Genomic DNA, 26,998 nt, shown 5'->3' with positions numbered 1-26,998 from the left:
CGAAAAACAGTTGGAGAATGAAGAATAGACTATTTGTTAACAATAATACCATTATACTATTCCTTTTTATTATAGGTAGTTTCCTATTCATAGAGTTGAATTTTCGGTATTGGTATCGTTTTCTGGAGCAGTATATGATGTTTCAGACTACCGGTAGTTATTTCCAAGACCGATTGGCCGAACCGGGTGGATTGAATGAATATGTGACTGAGTTCTTATCGCTTGCGTTTATCCATCCTTATGGGGCTTCGGTAGTGATCGCTTTATTATTAGGACTGATCTCCGGCTGTTTTTTCCTTTACTTAAAAGCTTGTGGGGTGCGTGCCTCTATGTTGGCGGCTATTCTTCCCTCTTTTTTAATTTGGATCTATCCGCAGGAGTCAATCGCCTTGTTGACGATGCTCGCTTTCGTGCAGGTTCTTGCGTATTTGTATACTTCAATCAAGATTGATTGGCTTCGTTATCTCTTTGGCTTCTTGTTTTTGGGGGGCTCTTATTTTTTTGCGGCACCCGCTAATTTATTGTTGGCCTTATTGATCGCGGTTTATGAGTGTTGTGCTAAAGAGGATAAGGCTCGTTTTGGAGTAGCCATTATCGCTATCGCTTGGGGAGGTTTGCTACCGTTGATCGCCATGCGTACGGTTTATATTCTTCCGATGCGGGAAGCTTTTTTCAGCAAACATCTATGCCATCCCGAATATCCGATACCTAATTCTTTAGGATATATCATGCTTGCGTATCCTTTGATCGCTTTCATTCTTTATTATGTAAGGAGCCGGGTTTTCATCCGTAAGGAATCTTGGAAACGAATCGTTTCTTACGTTTTTCTTTTGATAGCGATGGTCGCCGGGATTCTCTATAAGAAAGATCCGATGGAGCAGGCCTATCGGTATGATTACTATGCACGGCTGGGAGAATGGCAGAAGATTGTCTCGCACGCTCGTGCGCATTCTGTGCGGGATATGGATGCCTTGATTTATCTGAATTTGGCTTTGTCGAAAACCGGACGTTTTACTTCCGATTTGATGCGTTTCCCCCAGATCGGTGAGGGTGGTTTTATTCCGCACGATCCGAAAAGCCGGATGGGATTGATCGAGGCGAGTGAGGTGGCTTGGCAAGTCGGGCAAGTGAACGCCGCCCAACGTTTCGCCTTTGTGGGGGTATTAAGTTCACAACGTTGCGTGCAACCTCGTTTGATGAAGCGTTTGGTGGAGACTTATCTGGTAACCGGCGAATATCGTGCGGCGGAGAAATATATCAAGATACTGGAATCGAACCCGCATTACCGGGATTGGGCAACCGCTCAACGTCCATTATTGGACTCCGTGGCTTGTGCGTCGGAAGATTGGATAGCGGCAAAACGGGCGATGCTTCCGATTACCGATAATCCTTTGGACCTGACCTTGATCTTTCCGAACGCATTGGCTTTTTTGATCGACGATCATGCCGATAACCGTCCGGCTTTCGAATATGGGATGGGATATCTTTTGGTTTATAAGGATTTGATGACTTTTATGCATTATATGGAATTGATGAAAGAACGGGGTGAGGCATTCCCGGTGCTTTATCAAGAAGCTATTTGCTTGTTCTTCGCGGCCGTACAGAAAGATCCGGAGGCGTTCCGGAGCTTCCCGATCAGTCAGGAGGTGCAGAATCGCTTCCTGCAATTCATGAAAGTGGCACGCTCTATGCCGCCGGCAGCCTTGAAGCAACAGTTTGGTGATACCTATTATTATTACGCTCAATTTATCCCGACTCCTAAACGACAATAATACATGGATAATACAAAGAAAAGAAAGATCGTCCGAAATTTTGTGATCGGATATCTAATAATACAAGTTCTCACTATAGTCGTATATTTAGGCTTTTGGTCCTTGCATCCGGAAGGCATTACGAATGTCACGAACGAACGTATGTCCCCGCCTCCTATTTTTCCGGATTATAAAGGGACGACTATACCTTATAATATAGCTCCGTTGAATTTCCGGATAAATGTACCAGCGGATGAATGCTATGCGAAAATAGAAGGTAGTGAGTCGGAAGTATTTGAATATCATGGGACAAATACGATCCGTTTTAAGATGAAGGATTGGATTCGCTTGACACGTGCGAACCGTGGAAAAGCCTTTTTTGTTACGATCGCCACGAAGATAGGTGATGAGTGGACTAAATGGGCACCATTCTCTGTCTATATCAGTGATCAAGCGATCGACTCTCATTTAGTATACCGTTTGATAGAGCCGGGATACGAGAAATGGCATATTGTGGGTATTTATCAGCGGAATTTGGAGTCGTTTGACGAACAGCCGATTATCCGTAACGATATGACCGGCTATAATTGTATGAACTGCCATTCGTTCTGTATGGGAGATCCGGGGCAGATGATGTTCCATATGCGTGCGGCGAATGGGGGAACTTATATTGTCCAAGACAAGAAAATCAGTAAATTGAATACGAAAACGAATGGGACGATCAGTAATATGACGTATCCTTTCTGGCATCCTTCCGGGCGCTATATCACCACATCGGTAAATGATATCAAACAGTTTTTCCATTCCGTGAAAGAGAAAAAGATGGAAGTGTTCGACTTGGAGTCCGATGTGGTGGTGTATGACGTGAAAAACAAAGAAATCCTTTCGAAAGCCTCATTGATCACAAAAGATGCATTCGAGACTTTCCCCGCGTTCTCTCCGGATGGTAAATGGCTTTATTTCTGTACGGCCCCGGCCCAGAAGATGCCGGAGAATTATGATAAGGTACGTTATAATCTCTGCCGTGTCGCGTTCGATCCGGATCGTGGCGAGATCAGCTTCCCGATCGATACGTTGGTACATGCGGATAGCTTGAGCTATACATTTCCCCGTATCTCTCCCGATGGGCGTTTCCTGATGTACACGGAAACCGCTTATGGGCAGTTCCCTATTTGGCACCCGGATGCGGAGATCCGGATGATGGATTTGGAGAATCGGACAGCGATGGATATGTCTGCGTTGAATAGCCCGGATACGGATAGCTATCATTCTTGGAGTAGTAATAGTGATTGGGTCGTATTTAGTAGCCGCCGGGATAACGGTTTATATACTTTACCTTATATTTGTTATATAGGGAAAGACGGTAAGCCTTCGAAACCGTTCTTATTGCCTCAAGAAGATCCGGATAAGTATGACTATCAGTTGTATTCCTACAATATTCCGGAATTGACGAAAGGCGCCGTAGAGGTCAGCCCCTATGAGATCCAGCAAGTAGCCGAGAAAAATAAACCGGAGCAGGTTCGGTTTAAATGACCGGATCTATTTATATTCGCGTATAAATAAGAGATAAGATGACAAAAGATATTATAGCCGAATCTGTACAAAATGATTTACGGTATTTGCAATTGTTGGCACGGAGTTTCCCGACGATCGCGGATGCCAGTACGGAGATCATTAATCTGGAAGCGATCTTGAACCTACCGAAGGGTACGGAGCACTTCTTGAGTGATTTACATGGCGAGGATCAAGCCTTTAGCCATGTGCTGAGAAACGCTTCCGGTGCCGTAAAGCGCAAGGTGAACGAGATTTTCAGTAATACGCTCCGGGAATCCGAGAAGAAGGAGCTTTGTTCCTTGATTTATTATCCAGAGGATAAGCTGGAACTGATCAAGAGTCAAGAGCAAGATCTGGAAGATTGGTACCAAGTGACCTTGAATCAATTGGTACGTGTTTGCCGGAACGTGTCCTCCAAATACACCCGTTCGAAAGTACGTAAGGCTTTACCCAAGGAGTTCTCCTATATTATTCAGGAGTTATTGCACGAGTCTTCCGTAGAGCCGAATAAATCCGCTTATGTGGATCAGATTATTTGTACGATCATCTCCACGGGACGTGCGGACGATTTCATTATCGCTATGTGTAACTTGATCCAACGGTTGACAATCGACCTGTTACATATCATCGGCGATATTTACGATCGGGGTCCGGGCGCTCATCTGATCATGGATATCCTTTGCGATTACCATAATTTCGATGTTCAATGGGGTAATCATGATATCTTATGGATGGGAGCCGCTTCCGGTAATTTGGTAAGTATCGCCAACGTGATTCGTATGTGTTTACGCTTTGGTAATATGGCTACCTTAGAAGATGGATATGGCATCAATCTTTTGCCGTTGGCCACTTTCGCGATGGAGGCGTACGGGGATGATCCTTGTGCGTTATTCATGCCGAAAACAAAGTTCGCCGATAATGCAATGGATGAGAAGACCACCCGTTTGATCGCCCAGATGCACAAGGCGATCACCATCATCCAGTTCAAGCTGGAGGGTGAGATCATCCGCCGTCGTCCGGAGTTTGAGATGGATGACCGGATGTTGTTGCACCATATCGATCTGAAGCGGGGAGTGGTTCATATCGATGGAAAGGATTATACGCTTAAAGATACTAACTGGCCTACTTTAGACCCGAAAGATCCGTATCGTCTTTCTATTGAGGAGGAGGATTTGATCCGAAAGATCTTGCATTCTTTTGAGAGCAGCGAGAAGATGAAAAAGCATATGCGTTGTTTCTTCCGGCATGGGGGAATGTATCAGGTTTGTAATTCCAATTTACTGTTTCATGCCTCTATCCCGATGAATCCGGATGGGACGTTTAAGTCAGTACGTATCTTGGGGCAGGATTATAAGGGCCGTGCTTTGTTGGACCGTGTAGACCAACTGATCCGTACGGCTTATTTCAAGACCGGGGAGCAGGAAGAAGTGGAATATGCGCATGATTATATCTGGTATCTTTGGGGCGGCAAGGACTCTCCGTTATTCGATAAAAGCAAGATGGCTACTTTCGAGCGTGCCTTTATCGAAGAGGCCGAGACTCATAAGGAGGAAAAAGGCGCTTATTATACGTTACGAGAGCAAGAGGAAATTTGTGATAAGATATTGGATGAGTTTGGGGTGACCGGTATGCATCGGCATATCATCAACGGACATGTCCCTGTCCGTTCCAATCAAGGTGAGAATCCCATCAAGGCGAATGGCAAGATGCTGGTAATCGATGGCGGTTTCTCCCGTCCGTATCATTTGGAAACCGGTATCGCGGGCTATACATTAGTATATCACTCCCGTGGTTTCCAGCTTGTGCAACACGAACCCTTCGAATCCCGGGCGAAAGCGATCGAGGAAGGCTTGGATATCAAATCCACTACGATCGTGGTAGAATTAAGCTCCCATCGCCAGATGGTGAAAGATACGGATAAGGGTGCGGATCTTCAAAGCCAGATCAAGGACTTGGAGAAACTGCTTTATGCGTATCGGAATGGGTTGATAAAGGAGAAGGAGAGGATGGAAAGATAGATTCCTTACGATTTTTCTTGCTAAATATAAGATGAAAGAGGCCTGAGCTTATCAGACCTCTTTTCTTTTTAGGAATTTAGACATAGTTTGACGTGTTGTTTCAGTTTAACGATAGTCCATCTAGAACTATTGCCTAGAACGACATTTTTCCTATTTTGTTGATTCATGATAAGTTCGCTATTGTTCTTGTAGAAAATAAGGATATGGTATCATTGAAGTATGCTTGGTTGCATCTGAGTATCACATGTTGAACACCTAAACAAATCAATTGATTTAATGAAACATGCAGAATTGCGGTAATGTTTTTTATATAAACATGGCTTATTTTAAAAAAATAAGTTATATTTGCCTCGAAAATTCTCAATTGTGTTTGTGAATTCAATGATTGTTAACCTAAAAATTAAGTAATTATGCAACGAAAGAAAACTTTTGATTCTTTCAGACGCTGTAAGGTAGCGATACTTTCAGTGTTGATGTCTCTTTGCATGACAGCGGCCTTTGCCCAATCTGGCGCTGTTAAAGGAAAAGTTCTAGATGAACTTGGTGAACCCATCATCGGTGCGAACATCGTGGAAAAGGGTACTACCAATGGTACGATTACCGATATTGACGGTAATTACACGCTTACGCTTAACGACTTGAAAAAAGCCGTTCTTCAATTTTCATTTATTGGTTATAACACTTTAGAGGAAGGGGTTAAAGGACGTAAGACTGTTGAAGTTAAATTGGCTCCTTCTGTGGTAAACTTAGGCGAGGTTGTCGCTATCGGTTACGGTACGCAGACTCGTAAGGAAATTACAGGATCTGTAGCAAATGTTTCGGAGGAGAATTTTAATAAAGGTATTACTCGTGATGCGTCCGATTTGTTGCAAGGTAAGGTAGCCGGTTTGACGATTACATCTGGCTCGGGCGACGTGACCCGTAGCTCCCAAATCCGTTTACGTGGTACATCAACCTTGCAGAATGACCAAGGCCCAATGATCGTGATCGATGGTGTTCCGGGTGGTGATATGTCCACTGTATCTCCTACGGATATCGAGTCTATCTCCGTATTGAAGGATGCCTCTTCTGCGGCAATCTACGGTTCTCGTGCGGCCGGTGGTGTTATTTTGATTACGACTAAGAGAGGCTCCGGATCTAAAACACAGATCAACTATGATGGTTATGTGACCATGGATATGGTAGCTAACAAACCTGATATGTTAAATGCTTCTGAATGGAAAGCGCTAAATAAAGAGCTAGGTAAGGATATAAGTGTATTCGATGGCTATAATAATGACACTGATTGGTTTGATGAAGTTCTTCGTACAGGAGTTTCGCAAAATCATTCTATTTCAATGTCCGGTGGAGGTTCAAAGAATAATTATCGTGCGTCTTATACTTATTTGGATCGTACTGGTATTGTTCGTGATAACTGGATGAAACGCCATAGTTTCCGTTTCCAGTTCCAACAACGCGCTATTAATGACCGTTTGCGTATTGGTTTAACCGGTGCTGCAACATTGACAGACATGCAAATGCCGTTCCAAACAAACTTTATTTACGCATATAATATGTCTCCAGTTTTGGCTCCGTTTAATGAAGATGGTTCTTACTTTATTCGTAATGATGGTTATGATCAAGGTAACCCTGTACAGAACCAGGATCAGAACTATAAAAAGAATAGTAATGTGTATTTTTATGGTCAGGGAGATCTTCAGTTTGATATTATTGATGGATTGAATGTTAAGGCTAATTTATATAAAAGTCGTTTCTCTAATGATTATAGTGAATGGCAGGATCCTGCTAACCGTATTGGTGTTGATGCTGGTAATGGTTTGGCTATTCGGCGTTCAAGAGCATGGAACCGCGAATTAATGGAGTGGACTTTGAATTATAATAAAGCTTTTGGTTCGGAAGAACAACATAAAATTGATGCGATTATAGGTTATTCATGGGAGGATAATCAGTACTCTAGTCATGAGGCAAAGGTCTTAGACTTCGCTGTTAGTTCAATGGGTGCTAATAATTTGCAAACAGGCAATAAATTGGATGTAGGTAATGTAAAGTCTGATAAAAATGATTATAAATTGATCTCTATGTTTGCTCGTGCCCATTATAGTTATAAAGAGCGTTATATGATTACAGCGACAGTTCGCCGAGATGGCTCCTCTAAGTTTGGAGCTAATAACAAATGGGGTACATTCCCTTCAGTTTCCGCAGCTTGGGGTATTTCAGAGGAAGCTTTTATGCAAGATGTTAATTGGCTTACGGATTTGAAATTACGTGCAGGTTATGGTATAACAGGAAATCAAGATGGCTTACAACCTTATAAATCAATTGAGCTTTACGAGGCAAAAGGTACATACTATAGTGATGGCTCTCAATTGACCGCATTTAGGGTTTCACAGAACGCTAATCCTGACTTGAAATGGGAGTCTACTGCGATGTTTAATGTTGGTATCGATTTTCAATTATTTAATGGACGTCTTGGTGGTACGATAGAATACTATGACAAGAAAACTTCTGATATGTTGTATCGTTATAAAGTACCTACTCCAACGTACGTATATAGTACAATTCAAGCGAATGTGGGTGACATGAGCAATAAGGGTATTGAAGTTATGTTGAATTTGGATGTTATTCGTAATAAGACTTTCAATTGGAATACTTCTATTAATCTATCTCATAACAAGAACAAGATCACGAAGCTGTCTAATGACTTGTATTCAACAAGCCGTATTTATACAGGAGATCCTTGGATCAGAGGTGCTTCGGGTGTGACTTCGCATGTAATTGAAGAAGGTCGCCCGGTAGGTCAGTTCTTTATGCTGAAATGTGATGGTATTGATGAGAATGGTAAGTATATCATCGAAGATATCAATGGTGATGGACAGATAACGGATGATGACCGTACATATGTAGGTGACGCTCAACCTGATTTGACATTCGGATGGAATAACTCGTTCTCATGGAAAAATTGGGATGCTAGTTTCTTTATACGTGGAACAATCGGTAATAAGGTTTTGGATAATCCACGTGCAGCCTATGCGAATAATACTTATTTGAGCGGTGCAAATGCGATGAATGATGAACTTACTTATAAATTGCGTGAGAACTCTCGTGTATGTTCTTATTATGTAGAAAATGGCTCATTCGCTCGTTTGGATAATATGTCTATCGGATACACATTTAATACTAAAAAGATTGACTGGTTAGACAAAGCACGTATTTATGTTGCCGCCCAGAATTTATTCGTGATTACAGGTTACAAAGGATTGGATCCTGAGGTAGAACTGTTCCGTGGTCAGGCAAGTGATGATGATGCTGGCTTGTCTCCGGGTATTGAACCTCGTGATTACATGCCGAAATCTCGCTCATTTACATTTGGTGTTAACTTAACATTCTAATAAAAATAAGGAAAATATATTATGAAACGAAAAACTATATTATCATTTCTTACTGGTGCGGCTTTACTATGTTCTATGCCGTCCTGTATGAATTTGGACGAGGAAGTATACGATAAACTACCTGCTGAAAATTTTGGCAATACAACTACTGAAATTAACGCCTTGGTTGGTACGGTTTATAATACGTTAAAAAAATATTCCGGAGACTATATGATCCTCGCAGAAAATTCTGGTTCGTCAACAGTGAACGTAACTCGTAATGGAGGTGACTGGTATGATGGGGGACAGTACCGTGAAGTTTATATGCATACATGGACTGCGAATACTAGTTGTGTAAAAAGTTGTTGGAGTATAGGTTCGGAATGTATTGGTACGTGTAATGCGACAATCGAGGTTTTGAAAAATTCAACTTTATTGAGTGATGCGGAGAAAACATCTAAAGTTGCGGAAATTCGTGGGGTCCGGGCTTTCTGGATTTATTCAATGATGGATTTCTTTGGAAATATTCCATTGGTTGTTGATTATAATGATAAGGAATTACCAACTTGCAAATCTCGTCAAGAGGTATTTGATTGGCTGATAACAGAGTTGAATGCTTTAGCTACAGAAGCTCCTGATTACGATACAAAAAAATATGGAACTTTTACTAAAGGGACAGCTTATACGATTTTAGCTAAGATGTACCAAAATGCGGAGGCTTGGGGTGTTAATATCTCCGAGAATGCTAACAGTAAAGTTATAGAATACTGCGATAAGGTAATGGCAATGCCATACATATTGGAGCCTAATTGGAAAACAAACTTTGATCCCAATAATAATACTTCTAAAGAAGCTATCTTTGCGGCGTCTTATTCAAGTACAGATACAGAGGATCAAAATGTTCTTTATAGACGTACGTTGCATTATAAGCAAGGTTTGGCTCTAGGAGCTAGTATTAGTGTTTGGAATGGCATTTGTGCTCAGCCAGACTATGTTAAATTATTCAATGAGGATGATCCTCGTTATGAAGGTACTTATTTAATCGGCCAACAGTATGATATCTCAACCGGGGAAAAAATTATTACAGACGAGAATCGCCCGCTGGATTATACTGTAGATATTAGTATTATTCCGGGTTCTGAATTGGATGGAACTAAGTGGGGAGCTGTTTATCAAGACCAAGGAGCTCGTTGTCAAAAATGGACGTATGAGAAATCTTTATCTACGGCAATGGAGAACGATTTCCATCTATTTCGTTTAGCGGATATTTATTTAATGAAAGCAGAAGCTTTGCTTCGTAGTGGAGGTAGTGTTGCTGAAGCGACAAATTTAGTCAATGCTATTCGTGAACGTGCTTATGGAAATAACACCCATAATTATTCAACCATAACGTTGAAGGAGGTCCAATTGGAGCGCCGTTTAGAGTTGGCTTGGGAAGGTTTTTCTCGTCAGGATGATATTCGTTTTGGCTGTTTTACTAAAGGAATGTGGACTGAATCCAATTGTGAAAGAAAAACAGATGATTATTTAAAAATATTCCCTGTTTCTCAAGACGCATGGCAAACCAATCCAAACTTGGTTCAGAATCCGGGTTATGCAAGTTTCTAAACAGGAATCTTAGATGAGGCGTAAGCTTCATCTAAGATCATTAAAATTAAATATTATGAAAAAGGTAATTTATTTTGCGTTAGCTTCCTTCGCTTGTACGTTAGTTGCGTTTGCAGTAAAACCAGTTGATCCTGTTGTTAATATAGTAGATGAGGCTCGTGTGATTTACAATGTGGAAGGTTGGTATGAGGCGTCTACCGGATCTTCTACTTTCTCAATTGGAAGTAATTTGCATATTCCTGCAGGAACAACGGCGATTTCTGTTTATATTACTTCTCCAGTACTTACCTCCTATACATTTACATCAACTATTAAGGACTTGATTATAGGTTCTTCAAATAATCATGTAACCTTGAATTGCGCAGGTACAGGATTTAGTAGTATAATTGGAACGAGTATTGATGTAAGTGGCTATTGTCCGGCAACAGGGCAGAATGAGACTTTTCATATAGCCTTTTTGCCCTCTTTTTGATATTAGTAAATTAGATGCATAAATAAGAGGTTGTCTCATAAAAGTGAACCCGATAGATTGGGGGTTAAATTAAACATTCTATATTTTTAATGGGCTCGGTATTCTATCGGGCTCATTTTTATACTAGTTGATATATTTCTTCAAGTTCTTGTGTCCGTGTTGCGATTTGTTATGCTCTTTTAAAGAAGCTAGCTTTATTTTGACTGACTATACCTACATTTTCTGGTTCTTCTTTAATTTAGTAGAAGAGCTAGTTGAGTCGTAAAATGTGTTTGTGAAATATGTCTGGTATACAGTTGATTAAGTCACTCGTAAAAGGCTTTCCAAGTGATTAGTTATTCACTTCCCAAGCCGTAAGCTAACGGCTAGGTATAGCCGTTAGTTATTCACTCGACAAGCCGTTAGTTATTCACTTCAATAGCCAAAAATAGTGTGCTTCTCAACGACCAAAGCATCTCCTTTTGAGAGAATGGAACTGTAAGCAAAATATTGAAATGAATGACTTGATCGAGTTTTATCGAACCAAAACAACAGACAGACGCATTCGTTTGTGAACTAAACTTGAATAAATACATTTGCAAACATTGTGGTTGCTCTTTTTTCTAAATATTAGTGCTTATTGCAAGGAATAGACTAACTTTGCCTACAACAAGTATAAAAGTTATCCAGTATATGAGTCAAGTGAAAGGAATTCCTTACGGAATATCAGATTTCAATCGAATAAGGAATGGTAATTTCTATTTCGTGGATAAAACGATGTACCTTCCGCTTATCGAGAAGATGCCTAGCTATCTTTTCCTGATCCGTCCGAGACGGTTCGGCAAGAGCGTATTCCTTAGCATGATGCGTACGTATTATGATATATTGCGTCAGGATGATTTTGATGCATATTTTGGAGATCTCTGGATTGGTACGCATCCAACCGGTGAAAGGAATAAGTATCAGGTACTTTATTTCGATTTCTCTAAAGCGGGCTGTTCGATGCCGGGAGCGGACTTGATGACAAGTTTCAATGATTATTGCAGCTTAATCATTAATCAGTTCGCGCATGTGTACGCTGCTTTTTATGACGCGGATTTTAAGGAGACCGTCAAAAATATTGAAAGTGCCAAGTCTAAATTGGCTTACATAGAAATAAAAGCGAAGGAAAAGGGATATCCATTGTATCTCATTATAGATGAGTACGACAACTTTACCAATGTGATTTTGAGTGAGCATGGGCAGCAAATGTTTCATGACTTGACTCACGCCAGTGGTTTCTACCGGGAGTATTTCAAGCAATTCAAGGGAATGTTTGACCGTATATTCATGATGGGGGTAAGCCCTGTGACGTTGGATGATTTGTCGAGTGGATATAATATAGATTGGAATATCTCGGTAGATCCTCGTTTTAATGCTATGATGGGCTTTGACGAAACAGAAGTTCGTGAGATGTTTCATTATTATCAGCAAAACGATATGCTCAATGGGGACGTTGAGGCAATGATTGCGGAGATGAAGCCTTGGTATGACAATTACTGTTTCGCAAGAAAGAGCTTGGATGACGATCGGGTTTTCAATTGTGATATGACTTTATATTATTTACGTTGGCAAGTTGATTTTCATCGTGCCCCAGAAGAAATGGTCGATAAGAATATCCGAACGGACTATAGTAAGCTGAAGATGCTGGCACGTATTGATCGCGACTCCGTACAAGAGGGAGATCGTATGAGTACCATCGAAAAGATTGCTGCGGAGGGAGATATCTTCGTGGATTTGCATACTTCTTTCCCCGCTGAGCGAATAACGGATATAGATAATTTCCGTAGTCTACTTTATTATTATGGTTTGCTTACGATGTGTGGTACACGGGGAGATTTGATTAAAATGAGTATACCGAATAATTGTGTACGAGAGCAATATTTCGGTTTTCTTCGTGACTATTACCAAAAATATAGTTCTATTGATTTGCATTATTTGAATGTGATGTTGACCGACATGGCTTACGATGGCCGTTGGAAGCCTTTCTTTGAGAGCGTAGCTCAGGCGTATCGTGAAAATTCAGCCGTGCGTGACGCGATGGAAGGCGAGCGGAACCTGCAAGGTTTTCTGAAAGCCTATCTTGCTCTTGCCTCCTATTATTTGGTGGAGCCGGAACTGGAAATGAACTATGGGTATTGTGACTTTTTCCTTTTACCCGATAAGAAGCGCTATCCGGACGTGAAGCATAGCTATATCTTGGAATTGAAATATGCGACTCGTACGGCAACTGATGCCGAACTGGAGGTTCAAGCGTTGGAGGGACGAAACCAATTACTGCAGTATAGCGAAGATAAGATAGTACGCTGTTTGTCGGAAGGAACAACTCTGCATCGTTTGTTGTTGCAATTCCGTGGGTGGGACTTAGTACGTTGCGAGGAAGTATAACATAACTCCGCTTTTTTGTATACCTTCGCGCCATGAACAAACAAGCACTGCTTTTTTATCCGTTGTTGGGGGTGGTTCTTTTGGTGCTCTTTGTGGGAGGGCTGGCGTATGGGGCCGTACCGATTCCTTTGGATCACGTGATGGATATTTTACTGGGGAAGGGATCTGATAAGATCGCATGGCAGAATATCGTGTTGCAATCTCGTTTACCACAGGCGATAACCGCACTGTTGGCGGGGGCTTCACTGGCTACGAGTGGGCTGTTGTTGCAAACCTTATTCCGGAATCCGTTGGCCGGACCCTCTATATTAGGTATCAGTGATGGGGCTAATCTGGGAGTGGCCGCTATCATGTTGTATTTTGGAGGTACGCTGGGGCAGTTTACGGATTGGCCGATCAGCGGATATATGGCGGTGATTCTTGCTGCGTTCGTAGGGGCTTGCGTGATCTTGGGATTGATTATCTATTTCTCTGCGAAGGTGAAGAACAATGTCATGCTCTTGATTATCGGTATAATGATCGGCTATCTGGCCTCGTCGGTTATCTCTATACTGAACTATTATTCCTCGACAGATAGGGTACATGCTTTCGTGATGTGGGGACTGGGTAATTTCTCGGGGGTATCCTTGGAACAATTGCCTTTCTTCGGGACTTGCGCATTGATCGGGTTGCTGTTGGCTGTCTTGCTGATAAAGCCTCTGAATGCCTTGTTGCTGGGAGAGATGTATGCCGCTAATCTGGGCATACGGATCAAGCGGGCACGAATAGCCATCCTTTTATGTACGGGGATATTGACCGCTACGACTACCGCTTTCTGCGGACCGATCTCTTTTATCGGATTAGCGGTTCCGCATATCTCACGGCTGATGCTTGGTTCTTCCAATCATAAGATATTGGTGCCGATAACGATGTTGACGGGCTCCTGTATCGCCTTGCTTTGTAATTTATTGATGGTCGTACCGGGAAGCAACACGATTTTACCCTTGAATGCGGTGACACCTATGCTGGGTGCGCCGGTTATTATCTATGTAATCGTAAACCGGAAGAATATTCAATATTTTAATTAGTGGTTATGGAAAGGATTCCAGTTATAAGGACAAGAAATCTGAGTATTGGATATGTTTTGAAAGGTGGACACCTAAAGTTGGTGCATGATGCCCTCGACTTGAATTTATATCCGGGCGAGGTGACTTGCCTTCTCGGGTTGAATGGTGCGGGAAAGTCTACCTTATTGCGTACGCTGTGCGGCTTCCAGCCCTCTCTGGGGGGCGAGATCGAATTGAAAGGAAAGCCGTTGGCCTCTTACTCGCAAGGTGATTTTTCCCGGATGGTAGGTGTTGTTCTCACGGAGAAGACAAATGCCGGTGGAATAACAGTTTACGAGTTGGTCTCTTTAGGAAGACATCCCTATACCGGCTTTTTCGGACAATTAAGGCAGGAAGATCGTAGGATTATCGAGGAATCGCTTGCTGCCGCCGGTATCGCTCATAAGGCTTATAATTATGTGTCGGAACTTAGTGATGGCGAGCGTCAGAAAGCCATGATCGCCAAAGCGCTGGCACAGCAATGCCCCATCATATTGTTGGATGAGCCGACGGCCTTTTTAGATGTGACAAGTCGGATAGAGACTATGGTCTTGTTACATACTTTAGCGGTAGAGCAACAAAAAGCGATTCTGCTATCGACGCATGATCTTGATTTGGCGATCCAGCTGGGAGACTGTCTATGGTTACAGGAGAAAAGTCGCCCAATGGCATGTGGAACGCCGGAGGACTTGATTATGGGAGGAGCTTTCGAGACTTTCTTTAGCAAGGAAGGAATCGTGTTTGATCCGAATACCGGGAAATTGAATACGGCAGCTCCAACAAAGCTTATTGGGGTTGAGGGGGATTTTATGACTTCTTATTGGGTTGGGAATGCCTTGATCCGGAATGGCTTTAAGCCCTCGTCGGTTAGCGAGGATTATATAAGTGTTTATTGTAATGCTCCGGATAGCCTGCGTATTCAGTTCCCTGCGGAAGAGGGCACGAGAATCGTAGGAAGCGTGGCGGAGATGATCTCAATCATAATTCATAAATCATAAGTTATATATGTCAAATGAGATTACATGGCGGCTGGAAAATGAGAATATAGGCCGTTTGTTGGTACATTACGCGATTCCCGCCGTTATCGGGACCATGGTTAATGCTCTTTATAATATCGTAGATCGTATATTTATCGGACAAGGTGTGGGTGCGCTAGCTATCTCCGGATTGACTTTGACTTTCCCGATACTACTCTTTATGCAGGCATTTGGAATGTTTATCGGCGCGGGAGCCGCTACAAGGGTCTCCATTCATCTAGGCCGTAAGGCGAATGATCTGGCAGATAACGTATTAGGAAACGCTTTCACTTTGACATTCATTATCGGAGCCTTGACGATTATCCCCAGTATGATTTTCTTGGATGATTTGTTAACGTGGTTCGGAGGAAGCGAGCAGACGATACCTTATGCGAAAGACTATTTATATATCGCTATCCCGGGTAATTTGCTGGCTACATTAAGCTTTAGCTTTAATGCCGTGATGCGTGCTTCCGGATATCCGAAAAAGGCGATGTTCACGATGATGATCGGTGCCGTATTGAACGTGATCCTAGACCCGATCTTTATCTTCTGGCTGGATATGGGGATACAGGGTGCCGCTATCGCTACGGTGATCTCCATGGCCGCCGGTGCCGCTTTCGTGATGAGTCATTTTATCAGCAAGGATAGTATCGTACGTTTCCATACGAAATATTTCCGGTTGAAAGGTTCCATTATTTGGAATATATTTACGATCGGCATGTCTCCATTTTCCATGCAGCTGGCGGGCAGTGTGGTTGTGGTGATCATGAACCATGCGTTGAAAGAGAATGGAGGCGATTTGGCGATTGGAGCCAGCGGTATTATTTCCAGTATCGCCATGCTGCTGGTTATGTTGATTATCGGTATCGCCCAAGGGATGCAACCGATTGTCGGGTTTAATCATGGCGCTGGGCATCATGACCGGGTATTGGCTACCTTGCGGTTGTCTATTATAGTATCGACCTTGATTACAGGGGTAGGATGTATCGTCAGTTTATTATTCCCGAGACTGATCGTTAGCGTATTCTCGACGGATGCCGAATTGGTGTCGATTACGGATAATGGATTACGTCTGACGATGCTGGTCTTTTTCGTTGTCGGTTCCCAGATTACGATCAGCCAGTTTTTTCAAAGTATCGGTGTCGCATGGAAAGCGATGTTTCTGAGTCTAAGTCGGCAGGTTTTATTCTTGATACCGGCTATTCTGCTATTTCCTCCGATCTGGGGATTGGATGGCGTTTGGCTAGCGCAACCTTTCTCCGATTTCATCGCGGCGGTAACCGCATGGGGCTTTTTATGGTATCATGTTAAAAACGTGAAAAATAAGGGTTAAAGATGAACTTATGTCGATGTTAATTGTATTTTTATTGTACATATAAAAGTACTTTTATAGACAAACCTTTAAAAATGAGTTAATATGAAGAAGATTGTATTATTGCTCGCCGTTTTATTATTTGGTGCAGGGTCGATGATGGCACAGCAGGACAAGTCAGCAGAGAAAGCTGCGAAGCAGGCCGAGAAAGAAGCAAAGAAAGCAGAGAAGGCAGCGAAGAAAGCTGCGGAGGAAGCCGAGGCTAACGCATTGTTTGAACAAGCGGTGCAAGCTTTGAAGAATAAGGATTTCGTATTGGAAGCGGATCGTATAGAGTTTAAGCGCGGTAGTTTTGTTTATGTTACTCCGAACACGAACTTCGTTTCGGTGAAGGGTGAGAAGGCTACCATTCAGTTAGCGTTTAATACTCCGGCGGCCGGTCCTAACGGAATAGGAGGTATAACGGTTGATGGAACAACTTCCGGTGTACAGATGAAGACTGACAAAAAAGGAAACGTTATGTACGAGATGAATGTGCAGGGTGTAGCGGTATCCGCTAGGGTTACGTTCCGTATGGCGAAAGGTACGAATAAATGTACTGCCACGGTATCGCCTAACTTTAATAGCAACCGTATATCCTTTACGGGAAATCTCTATCCTTCGAGCGAGTCGAATGTGTTCAAGGGACGTTCTATTTAATGTAGATACAAAGAATCGTGAAGGCGGACTTTCTTTCGGGAAGCCCGCCTTTCTGTTTATAAGAAGGATGAGATTGGACTATTTCCAAGCATCATTTTGTACCAGATAAGCTTGGCCGTTCTCATCGTTTCCTGCGGTCTGTATCTCTGTCTCGGGAAGCGGGAACATCGTCTTAGAAGCGGTTGGAGCGGATACACCATAGAATTTAGTTAGGTATTGCTTCTCATAATTTATATATGCCGTCAATTCCTTGTTCATATAATCACCTCCCCAACGAACCAGATCGAAAAATCGTTGTCCTTCCATCGCAAGTTCCAGCTTACGTTCCATATGAATCGCCTTGATACAAGTTTCCTTGTTGCTGAATGCGGCGTGACTGGATGGATAAGGTTTCACTAAATAATTGGCGGCAGGCGTTCCGTCTTCCAGATAAATGATATTATCCGGTTTGGCTGCACGTTCACGGATATCGTTTACTTGCTGCATGGCGGCACTTAATTCTCCGTCGTTCGCTAGGCATTCTGCGTATAACAATTTACAATCACGTAAGCATAGATATTGTAAATTCATGGCAGAACCGGGAGCCCAGCCGGATGAATAGGTGGAGCCAGCTAATCCGGCATCCTGTTCCGCTTTGCTATAGACATGCTTTTTCGGTAGGAATACACCACCGCTACTTACATTTCGTATCCAATCATTAGCAGGCAATCCCCAATCTTTATAGGGAATCTCCATACGTCCTACGGCGAAATCTAAACGAGGGTCCACGGCGATTGTTTTATCATTCTTAGAGATGTAATCATAATCGGTAACACGTTCTGTTACGGATTTTTTATTTCTGTACTCTCCGTCAAGATAAGGAAGTCCGTTTTCGTCTACTTGGAATGAGTTTACCAGTTCGTAAGAGGGTTGATAAAATCCGCAACATCCACCGGGGCCTGTGTTATGAGGATAATTCAGTAAAAATCCGTAATTCCCGTTATTATTGGCTCCGACAGAGAATTGTACCTCAAAAATAGACTCTTTCCCATTTTCGGTAGTTGCGTTAAAATTTGCGTCCAGATCATCTTGTAAGGCTAATCTCTCTCCTTTAGGGCTTAATCCGTTTGCGATAATATCGGCCAAGATCGGTTTGGCGGCTGTCATATCACCTTGTTGCATTAGTATTTTAGCCTTTAACGCTTTTGCCGCTGTTTTCGTAGGGCGTGCCACTTCGGTCTGTTTTTCGGGTAATCCTTCAATGGCCGCTTCTACGTCTGCTAAAATATTAGGATAGATGTCCGTACCGTTATGAACTTTCGGGTCATTTTCTTCAGCGGCGATCGTCTCGTCGATATAGGGCATGCCGGTCGGTCCGAAAATCTTTACCCCTTCGAACATGAATAGGGCACGTAAGAATTTTAGCTCCGCGGTCCGGTAGGCCTTGGTTGTCTCATCCATGTCTGCCGCTTCTTTCATCACATTGAGTGCTAAGTTGCAACGTTGTGCTCCATAATATGCGTCTTTCCACTTATTCTGTAAATAGTCGTTTGTGGCCGTGACGGCATACGTCTCTACGGAGTTCAATACGGATTGGTCATTGGATTCGGAGCCTTTATTAGCGTCACCTCCGTATACACCACCGAATACCCAATTGAACATATTGTCATATCCGGTCGGCCGGGTCAAACCGGCATAAGCGTTGACCACCAATAACTCAACCCCTTCAGCATTTGTTAATGCTTCTTGGTCAATACTGCCTTGAGGAGCTTTATATAGAAAATCCTCACCGCAAGAACTCAAGGTAAATAAAGCAACTGCGCTTACTATTAATATTTTATGTCTCATAATAGTCGTTTTTATAGTAAAATGGATTTAGAAAGTAAAATTCACGCCCAATAAGAATCGCATAGTTGTAGGCCAGCCTCCCATATCGACTCCTCTTTTTAAGTCTACACGTCCGGCTCCGTCGGTGTCAGAATCGCTTTGCCGTAAATAGGCGTTGGTAAACTCTGGGTCCAAGCCTGTATATCCGGTGACCGTAAGGATATTCTCGGCTTGTAAATACAGGCGGAGATTCTGGATACCAGCCTTCTTGAGTAATTCCTTAGGCAAGGAATATCCCAATACGAGATTTTTCAGGCGTAAGAAGGAGGCGTCTTCTACGTAATAAGAGCTAGAATAAGCTCCGGAATAGTTATCTTCCGTATTCAGCATAGGAAGGATAGCATTACTGTTATCGCCATTCAATGTCCATGATTGATCTCTGAGGCGTGAGGATTTATTACCGTTGAAAGTCCAGAAATCGGTAAAATATTTTGTGTTATTATATAAGTCATTGCCGATAGAGAAGTTCCAGAACATAGTAAAGTCCCAGTTTTTCCATGTTAACGTGGCGTTGAGGCCTCCGGTTAAGTCCGGATGAGGAGAGCCGATAAAGGTCCGGTCGCTATCATCCAATTTGCCGTCTCCGTTCAAGTCCTCGAAACGGAAGCGGCCGACATAAGCGGCAGCGTCTGCCTCTGTGATATCACTTTGTCCGAATGGCTTGGTTGCCATAACATCGGCTACGGACTCATAAAAACCATTTTGCTTCAACCCCCAGAATTCAGACACGGCATGTCCTTTTGTCGTACGGGTTACGTATCCTTCGATGCGCGTACCGCTAGCCCATAGAGAATAATCGTCAGCTTCCGCGAGTTTCAAGACCTCATTTTTATAATGGGATAAATTCAAGGATAGATCCCATGCCCAGTCTCCTTTTCGGTCACGGTAATTAAACATGAAGTCGAAACCGGTGTTCTTTATATCTCCGAAGTTGATATAAGGGCTTCCGGATTCTCCGGCCATCGAGGTGTAGGCCGCTTGTATCAACATATTGGATGTCTTCTTCGTATACCATTCGAATGAACCGCTGAATTTACCATTCAGGAAGGTTGCGTCCAGACCCAAGTTGACCATCTTGGTCATTTCCCATTTCGTATCAGTGTTACCGTAGGTACTGAGGCGGAATCCGGTTGTCTCGCTATTGTTCGCTCCGGTCATGTCGTAATTCGTATAGGAGGTGCTGGTCGTGAACAAATTGGCGAAATTAGTCGCGACAGGAATCTCTGAGTTACCCGTGATGCCGTAACCGGCTCGTATCTTTAAGTCGTCCAGCCAATCTCGGCTTGGTTCCATAAATGCCTCCTCTGACATACGCCAACCGGCGGAGATAGATGGAAAGACTCCGTAACGATTATTTTCCGAGAAACGGGAAACACCGTCCCGGCGGATAATACCGGTTAATAGATACTTATCCTTATATCCATAGTCTGCACGGGCAAACATACCAAATAGCGCGAATTCTCCATTGTAAGTGGAAGAATTGGTACGTTGGCTATTGTTCTCGCCCATATCCAAGGTGTATGTATTGGTATTGTCTTCGAATAAATAGTTATATCTACGTGCGTTGAGGGATCTGCCTAAACCGTCCCGAATAGCCTCTGTTCCCAATAAGATGTTCAAGGAATGGATCTCATTGAATGTTCGGCTGAAAGATAACGTGTTGGTCCAAACCCAACGATAATTAAAGTAATTACTTTCGTAAAAGTTATTTTGACCGCCGGACTCGGAGAACTCTGGGTTGTTTTTAGTCATCGAGTAAGAATAGTCATTACGATAATCGATACCGAAGTTTGTTTTAAAAGTCAGTCCAGTCCATAGGTCTGCCTCTCCATATACGTTGCCAAATACACGTTGGGTAGTGGCATAATTATCCTTATTCCTTTCACGAATAGCTACAGGATTCTGGAAATTGCCGGTCCCGGCGAATAAGGAGCCTGCATAATTGCCCGCATAGTCATAAACCGGTACATAAGGAGAGGCCCGATAAGTCCATGAGTAGATGTTGGACTCTGTACCTGAGAAGCTAAGTCCGTTGTTTTTGCTAAAACTATAAGTTAGGTTCTCTCCGAATCGCAACCATGGGCGGACGTTATACGACGAATTAGCACGTGCTTGATAGCGTGTGAAATAAGATTCGATAGCGGTACCTTGCTGGTCGAAATAGTTCATGCTCATGGTGTATTGCCCTTTATCGGTACCTCCAGACAAGGACAGCTGATGATTCTGCATCCAACCGAGTTGACTGATCTCATCCCACCAATTCGTATCGCCTACGGGCGCATAGACAACGTTGTTCGCTTGATCGTAATCGCTAGGATCGATGGAGGTGCTACCACCGGCGCCGGTTACGGTCATGTAATTAGGGAGATGATTAACCCAAGAGTCGGAAGTGCTTCCAAATTGCTGGTGGAAAGGTAATTCTCCGTTGGCGCTAGCTCCCGTTAGGTCCAGATTGTTTTTCGAGGCTTGCCATTCAACATCAATACGGTCATAAGCGTTTAAGACGTCATAGCGTTTACCTGTTTTAGAGAAACCGTAATATCCGTCATAGGTTAATCTCGGTTGTCCCGTTTTTGTCCCTTTCTTGGTCGTGATCAAAATGACGCCATTCGCTGCTTGCGCTCCGTAGATCGCAGCGGAAGAGGCGTCTTTCAATACTTGCATACTCTCGATGTCATTGGGATTGATAGAGCTTAGGTCTTGGTCACGAGTGGATACGCCATCGATAACATACAAAGGTCCGTTGTCATTGATGGAATTAATACCTCGGATGCGTACCATCGTGGCTGAACCGGGAGCACCGGAGGTACCGATGTTTACGCCCGCCGCTTTACCTTGCAACTGTTGTGTGGCGGAAGAACCGGAAGACGCCAATAGCTCTTCGGTATCGATAACCGCTACGGAACCTGTGATGTCCTTTTTCTGTTGGGTACCGTAACCGACAACGACTACCTCGTCTAGATTTTGGGTGTCTTCCTTTAAGGTAATGTTCATGACGTTCCCGCTTGCAGGTGTTTGTTGAGTTACGTACCCGATGTAAGAGATGACCAGAATGGCATTCGGCTCTACTTCTAATACGTATTTACCATCCAGATCGGTGATCGTTCCGTTCGTGGTACCCTTTACGACTACGTTAACACCTAATAGGGGCTCTCCTTTAGCGTCGGTGATCGTACCCGTTATTTTCCGGGATTGTTGCGTAACGGAGGTTTCCGCTTTTAATACGGAACTTTGCGGTATGATAGCACCGCCTGCCAATAAAAAGCATAAGGCCAATCCTAGCCTGCTTTTAAAGATCGCATGTCTGTGTTTCATAATAAATAGGTTAATAAAGTCTAGTAAACTGAGGCAATATTAAGGTTTGTTTAGACGAAGACCAATAAAAATCAATGAATGCCTTTATCTATTCGGTGAAAAAGCCTTTTTAATCGGCGAACAACTTTTGGTGGAATTCTTTTGTTTTTTATCCGTCTGGGCAAAGAAAAAGGACACCGGCAGGTGTCCTTTTTCTTTAATGTTTACCTATTCTGCCGGTCTGTATGATGAACCGGTTTGTTAGGGCTTTCACAAGTCCTAACGGTGCAAATGTAAATCAAGGAGAGAAGTATAAAAAATAGAATCAGTGAACTGGCGGAATTATTCGATGAACAGGGTTTTTTGTTCGGTAAACTTTCCGTAAGTTCGCGAAATAAAAATTTAACATCTTATAATCATGCAACTATCCATAGATCAAAAAGACATCGATAAATTTCTGATGATAGGCGATAAAGTATTGATTAAGCCTAAGAATCCACAGAGCCAGACTAAGACCGGATTGTATCTGCCTCCCTCGGTTCAACAAGGGGAGAAGATACAAGCGGGTTATATCATAAAGACGGGGCCCGGATATCCGTTGCCTTCTCAATCTGAGGAGCATGAGGTCTGGGAGAAAAAGAAAGGGGAGGAGGTGCAATACTTGCCGCTTCAAGCCCGTGAAGGTGATTTGGCTGTCTATTTGCAGAATGCCGCTTACGAGATCAATTTTAATGACGAGAAGTTCTTGATTGTTCCTCATTCCGCTATTTTGATGTTAGTGCGTGATGAAGGTTTGTTTGAATAAAGCCTTTTGTTAAGGAAAATAGGGCTATATTCACTTTTTTATCTTATTTTTGCCAGCAAAACAAGACAAACTATCAACAGTAGCGATTATAATGAATAAGATTGTAAGTAAAGAACATTTCTCAGCCAACGTGGTGAAGCTGGAAGTCGAGGCTCCTTTGATCGCCCGCTCCCGCAAGGCCGGTCACTTCGTGATCGTGAAGGTTGGCGAAAAAGGCGAACGTATACCTCTTACCATTGCCGGGGCGGATACCGAGAAAGGTACCATCACCTTGGTGATCCAAGCGGTAGGCGGCTCATCCCGTAAAATCTGTGAATTGAACGAGGGTGACTATATCACGGATGTGGTGGGTCCGTTAGGGCAGGCTACCCATATCGAGAAGGTTGGAACGGTTGTTTGTGCCGGTGGTGGCGTAGGTGTCGCTCCGTTGTTGCCGATCGTGGAGGCTTTCCATAAGGCAGGAAATCGTGTGATCGTCGTATTGGCGGCCCGTACCAAGGACTTGGTGATCCTTGAGGAGCAGATGCGCCAAAACTCGGATGAGGTAATTATCATGACCGATGACGGATCGTATGGTATGAAAGGCTTGGTGACGAATGGCGTGGAGAGCGTGATCAACCGGGAGAGGGTGGATTTATGCGTTACGATCGGTCCGGCTATTATGATGAAATTCGTTTCCGCTCTTACAAAGAAATACGAGATTCCTACCGTAGCTTCCTTGAATACGATCATGGTGGACGGAACGGGTATGTGTGGTGCTTGCCGTATTACGGTAGGCGGGAAGACCAAGTTCGTTTGTGTGGACGGACCGGAGTTCGATGCTCATCAAGTGGATTTTGATGAGATGATCATGCGCCTCGGCGCTTATAAGGATATAGAGAAGAAATAACGAAACCACGTAATTGAATCATGACAACAGAAGAATTAATCGCTGCTCGTCGTGCCGAACCTTGGCGGGAGGCGCTTCGCAAAAGCAAGAAAAATAAAGAACGTGCGGATATCCCCCGTGTGAAGATGAACGAGTTGGACCCGGAATACCGGAGTCGTACCCGTTTGGAGGAAGTTAACTTAGGCTTGACAAAAGAACAGGCTATGCAAGAGGCCGAGCGCTGTCTGGATTGTCCGAATCCTACTTGTATGCAGGGATGTCCGGTAAATATCAATATACCTACTTTTATCAAGAATATCGAGCGTGGGGAATTCTTGGAGGCCGCTAAGACCTTGAAAGAGACAAGTGCCCTGCCCGCTGTTTGCGGTCGTGTATGTCCGCAGGAGAAACAATGTGAGAGCAAGTGTATCCATTTGAAAATGGGTAAGGAAGCGGTTGCCATTGGCTACTTGGAACGTTTCGCCGCTGATTACGAACGTGAGAGCGGTAATATCTCGGTTCCGGAGATTGCGGAGAAGAACGGTATCAAGATTGCCGTGGTAGGTTCCGGTCCTGCCGGATTGTCTTTTGCCGGAGATATGGCGAAGCGTGGATATGATGTGACTGTGTTCGAGGCATTGCATGAGATCGGTGGTGTATTGAAATATGGTATCCCGGAGTTCCGCCTACCGAATAAGATCGTGGACGTGGAGATTGATGGCCTTCGTAAGATGGGCGTACGGTTTGAGAAAGATTGTATCGTGGGCAAGACGATCAGTTATGATGATTTGCATGCGGATGGCTTTAAGGGCGTGTTCGTGGCAAGTGGAGCCGGTCTGCCTAATTTTATGAACATTCCGGGTGAGAACTTTGTGGGCGTGATGTCGTCCAACGAGTATTTGACCCGTGTAAACTTGATGGATGCGGCGAATCCGGAAAGTGATACGCCGGTGCTACAAGGGAAGAAGGTGGCCGTGATCGGAGGTGGCAATACCGCTATGGACTCTGTCCGTACCGCTCGCCGTCTGGGCGCTGAGCGTGCTATGATTGTCTACCGTCGTAGCGAGGAGGAGATGCCTGCCCGTCTGGAAGAGGTGAAACATGCGAAGGAAGAAGGTGTGGAGTTCATGACGCTTCATAATCCGATCGAATATATAGGTGATGAAAGAGGCCGTGTGAAACAGATGCGCTTGCAGAAGATGGAGCTAGGTGAGGCGGATGCCTCTGGTCGCCGTCGTCCGGTACCTATCGAGGGAGCTATCGAAACAATCGATGTGGATGAGGTGATCGTTAGCGTCGGTGTATCTCCGAATCCATTAATACCCCGTGCCTTTGGAGGCTTGGAGGTGAGCAAGAAGGGTACGATCGTAGTGGAGGAAGACAGTATGCGCTCCGCTTTAGGCGATGTGTATGCCGGTGGTGACATCGTTCGTGGTGGAGCTACCGTGATTCTGGCGATGGGAGACGGTCGTAAGGCTGCCGCCGCTATGGATGCGGACTTAAGAGGATAAGTATAATATCTATTAGTTCTATAAGGAAAGACGGGTTGTTTGGACGATCCGTCTTTTTTCTTTTATCGTGATACGGAGATTTATGTTTATTATCTATAAGACTAATTCTTGAAATAATCTCTCAAATGTCTGTTCTAGATCGTTGGAAAAACCGGGATGTGGACGCGAGGTTTGGATAGAGGCACTTCTTATGGCGGTAAGCCAACGAAAGCGCTCCGGAATATCTAGGCTGGCTATAGGACCTCCATCCTTCGCGCCGGAACATATCTTATCGAAAACGTGGAGATTCGTACACAAAGATTCTTTATCTATATCTGATGTGAACAGACGAAGTTTCTCCTCGTCTACATGATAGCGAGCCTTGATGAATTTAGGCCGTTTACAGAACATGATAAGGCCTACATTGATAAACTCCTCCCGTTCGATTTTCGGCACGATACGGATTACGGCATATTCATATAAGTGTTTGTCTTGCATGTCGAGCTTCATTTATAAACGTGTCAGAATGGGCGATTCGGTCAATTAAAAACCGGATATATACATCACGTATCTCTTGAGGCGTACCGGGACTATCGTTCCAATGCAACCAATCGTCGGGTACTAGACCTACGATCTCACGAATTTTCTCTTCAGTTAAGATACGTTTGAAATCTTTGTTTACTTCCTCCAGCAGCGTCGCTTGTGGCAATAATACATGATCCTTGATATGGATGAAAGGGCCGATCGCATGTTTTTGCCAATTTACCCATGAGAAATGGAAAAATAAGGAAGCTCCATGATCGATGAGCCAAAGTTCTTTATTCCATATCAACATATTCGTATTCCGGACCGTGCGGTCTATATTTGTCAAAAGAGCATCGAGCCATACGACTTGTGAGGCGAGTTTGGGATCTACACGATTGACTACCGGATCGAAAGTCAAGGCTCCGGATAAAAAATGTAATCCCAGATTGAGCCCTTGACTTGCTTGTAGTAAGTCTTGTATCTCCTCGTCACCTTCCGACCGCCCGAAAGCCTCGTCAAGATTCAGGAAGACCAATTCTGGTACATGGAAACCCAAGCAACGAGCGATCTCACCTCCGATCACCTCGGCTATCAAGGCTTTTGTCCCATGTCCGGCTCCCCGGAACTTAACGACATATTTAAACTCATCGTCCGCCTCCGCTAAAGCAGGCAATGATCCGCCTTCCCGCAGAGGCATGATATATCGGGTAACATTCGCAGTACGTAATTCCATAACGGCTCACCCGATAAACCTGGGGGATTAAGCATACAGCTTTGTAAGTCTGAAAAGAAAGAATTTTATATCCGTTACTCCTCTTAAAGCAGCTCTAAACGCCTTAATTTTAGCATTAAAAGACT

The 26,998-nt window shown here is 43.6% G+C and carries 18 protein-coding genes; 14 read left to right on the top strand and 4 right to left on the bottom strand.

Annotated elements, in window-relative coordinates; all coding sequences use genetic code 11:
* Positions 1-17 precede the first annotated feature (17 nt).
* From NBH16_RS09275 to NBH16_RS09225, 11 genes are all read left to right on the top strand, one after another.
* On the top strand, positions 18-1,772 hold the full coding sequence (locus NBH16_RS09275; RefSeq protein WP_044544879.1) for a DUF6057 family protein: 1,755 nt from the start codon (positions 18-20) through the stop codon (positions 1,770-1,772).
* 3 nt (positions 1,773-1,775) lie between these two features.
* The gene (locus NBH16_RS09270; protein ID WP_034531564.1) at positions 1,776-3,284 is read left to right on the top strand and encodes a TolB family protein; all 1,509 of its coding nucleotides are present in this window, start codon (positions 1,776-1,778) and stop codon (positions 3,282-3,284) included.
* A gap of 38 nt (positions 3,285-3,322) precedes the next feature.
* On the top strand, positions 3,323-5,323 hold the full coding sequence (locus NBH16_RS09265) for a fructose-1,6-bisphosphatase (protein WP_005859099.1): 2,001 nt from the start codon (positions 3,323-3,325) through the stop codon (positions 5,321-5,323).
* Positions 5,324-5,733: 410 nt separating this feature from the next.
* Positions 5,734-8,712, top strand: a complete 2,979-nt coding sequence (locus NBH16_RS09260; protein WP_057326569.1) for a SusC/RagA family TonB-linked outer membrane protein — start codon at positions 5,734-5,736, stop codon at positions 8,710-8,712.
* Between the two features lie 21 nt (positions 8,713-8,733).
* Positions 8,734-10,299, top strand: coding sequence for a RagB/SusD family nutrient uptake outer membrane protein (locus tag NBH16_RS09255; RefSeq protein ID WP_057326570.1), 1,566 nt, complete (start codon positions 8,734-8,736; stop codon positions 10,297-10,299).
* 55 nt (positions 10,300-10,354) lie between these two features.
* Positions 10,355-10,771 (top strand): hypothetical protein, encoded by a 417-nt coding sequence (locus tag NBH16_RS09250; protein ID WP_147342801.1) that lies wholly within the window; start codon positions 10,355-10,357, stop codon positions 10,769-10,771.
* 672 nt (positions 10,772-11,443) lie between these two features.
* Complete coding sequence (locus tag NBH16_RS09245) at positions 11,444-13,177, top strand: PD-(D/E)XK nuclease domain-containing ATP-binding protein (RefSeq protein WP_057326572.1); 1,734 nt, start codon at positions 11,444-11,446, stop codon at positions 13,175-13,177.
* A 32-nt stretch (positions 13,178-13,209) separates the two neighbouring features.
* Positions 13,210-14,244, top strand: coding sequence for an iron chelate uptake ABC transporter family permease subunit (locus NBH16_RS09240; protein ID WP_122144020.1), 1,035 nt, complete (start codon positions 13,210-13,212; stop codon positions 14,242-14,244).
* A gap of 5 nt (positions 14,245-14,249) precedes the next feature.
* A complete protein-coding gene (locus NBH16_RS09235; RefSeq protein WP_005867848.1) occupies positions 14,250-15,260 on the top strand; it encodes an ABC transporter ATP-binding protein in 1,011 nt (336 codons plus the stop codon).
* A gap of 7 nt (positions 15,261-15,267) precedes the next feature.
* Positions 15,268-16,614, top strand: a complete 1,347-nt coding sequence (locus NBH16_RS09230; RefSeq protein ID WP_250788414.1) for an MATE family efflux transporter — start codon at positions 15,268-15,270, stop codon at positions 16,612-16,614.
* An 84-nt stretch (positions 16,615-16,698) separates the two neighbouring features.
* Positions 16,699-17,292 carry a DUF4251 domain-containing protein gene (locus NBH16_RS09225; protein WP_005859017.1) on the top strand — a complete coding sequence of 198 codons (594 nt, stop codon included), beginning with the start codon at positions 16,699-16,701 and terminating at the stop codon, positions 17,290-17,292.
* A gap of 78 nt (positions 17,293-17,370) precedes the next feature.
* Here NBH16_RS09225 and NBH16_RS09220 read toward each other — a convergent pair whose 3' ends face one another.
* Positions 17,371-19,119 (bottom strand): RagB/SusD family nutrient uptake outer membrane protein, encoded by a 1,749-nt coding sequence (locus tag NBH16_RS09220; RefSeq protein WP_005867851.1) that lies wholly within the window; start codon positions 19,117-19,119, stop codon positions 17,371-17,373.
* Between the two features lie 27 nt (positions 19,120-19,146).
* Entirely contained in the window at positions 19,147-22,473 is a 3,327-nt protein-coding gene (locus NBH16_RS09215; protein WP_050775566.1) for a SusC/RagA family TonB-linked outer membrane protein, read from the bottom strand.
* A 397-nt stretch (positions 22,474-22,870) separates the two neighbouring features.
* On the opposite strand from NBH16_RS09215, the gene NBH16_RS09210 reads away from it, so the two are divergent.
* From NBH16_RS09210 to gltA, 3 genes are all read left to right on the top strand, one after another.
* Entirely contained in the window at positions 22,871-23,257 is a 387-nt protein-coding gene (locus NBH16_RS09210) for a co-chaperone GroES (protein ID WP_005859009.1), read from the top strand.
* A 91-nt stretch (positions 23,258-23,348) separates the two neighbouring features.
* Complete coding sequence (locus NBH16_RS09205) at positions 23,349-24,146, top strand: sulfide/dihydroorotate dehydrogenase-like FAD/NAD-binding protein (protein WP_005867880.1); 798 nt, start codon at positions 23,349-23,351, stop codon at positions 24,144-24,146.
* A 20-nt stretch (positions 24,147-24,166) separates the two neighbouring features.
* Complete coding sequence (gene gltA / locus NBH16_RS09200; protein ID WP_009016975.1) at positions 24,167-25,636, top strand: NADPH-dependent glutamate synthase; 1,470 nt, start codon at positions 24,167-24,169, stop codon at positions 25,634-25,636.
* A 93-nt stretch (positions 25,637-25,729) separates the two neighbouring features.
* Here gltA and NBH16_RS09195 read toward each other — a convergent pair whose 3' ends face one another.
* Both NBH16_RS09195 and NBH16_RS09190 read right to left on the bottom strand, forming a co-directional pair.
* Positions 25,730-26,113, bottom strand: coding sequence for a DUF3037 domain-containing protein (locus NBH16_RS09195; RefSeq protein ID WP_005859003.1), 384 nt, complete (start codon positions 26,111-26,113; stop codon positions 25,730-25,732).
* Positions 26,091-26,873: a HipA family kinase gene (locus NBH16_RS09190; protein ID WP_057326578.1), complete on the bottom strand. Its 783-nt coding sequence runs from the start codon at positions 26,871-26,873 to the stop codon at positions 26,091-26,093. The genes NBH16_RS09195 and NBH16_RS09190 overlap by 23 nt, the downstream gene beginning before the upstream one ends.
* Positions 26,874-26,998 lie beyond the last annotated feature (125 nt).

It is taken from the genome of Parabacteroides sp. Y3-G-102, assembly GCF_023656845.1.
In the GTDB taxonomy this organism is placed as follows: Bacteria; Bacteroidota; Bacteroidia; order Bacteroidales; family Tannerellaceae; genus Parabacteroides; species Parabacteroides distasonis.
Note: the sequence above shows the minus strand (reverse complement) of the source record. Positions and strands in the feature narration are given on the sequence as shown.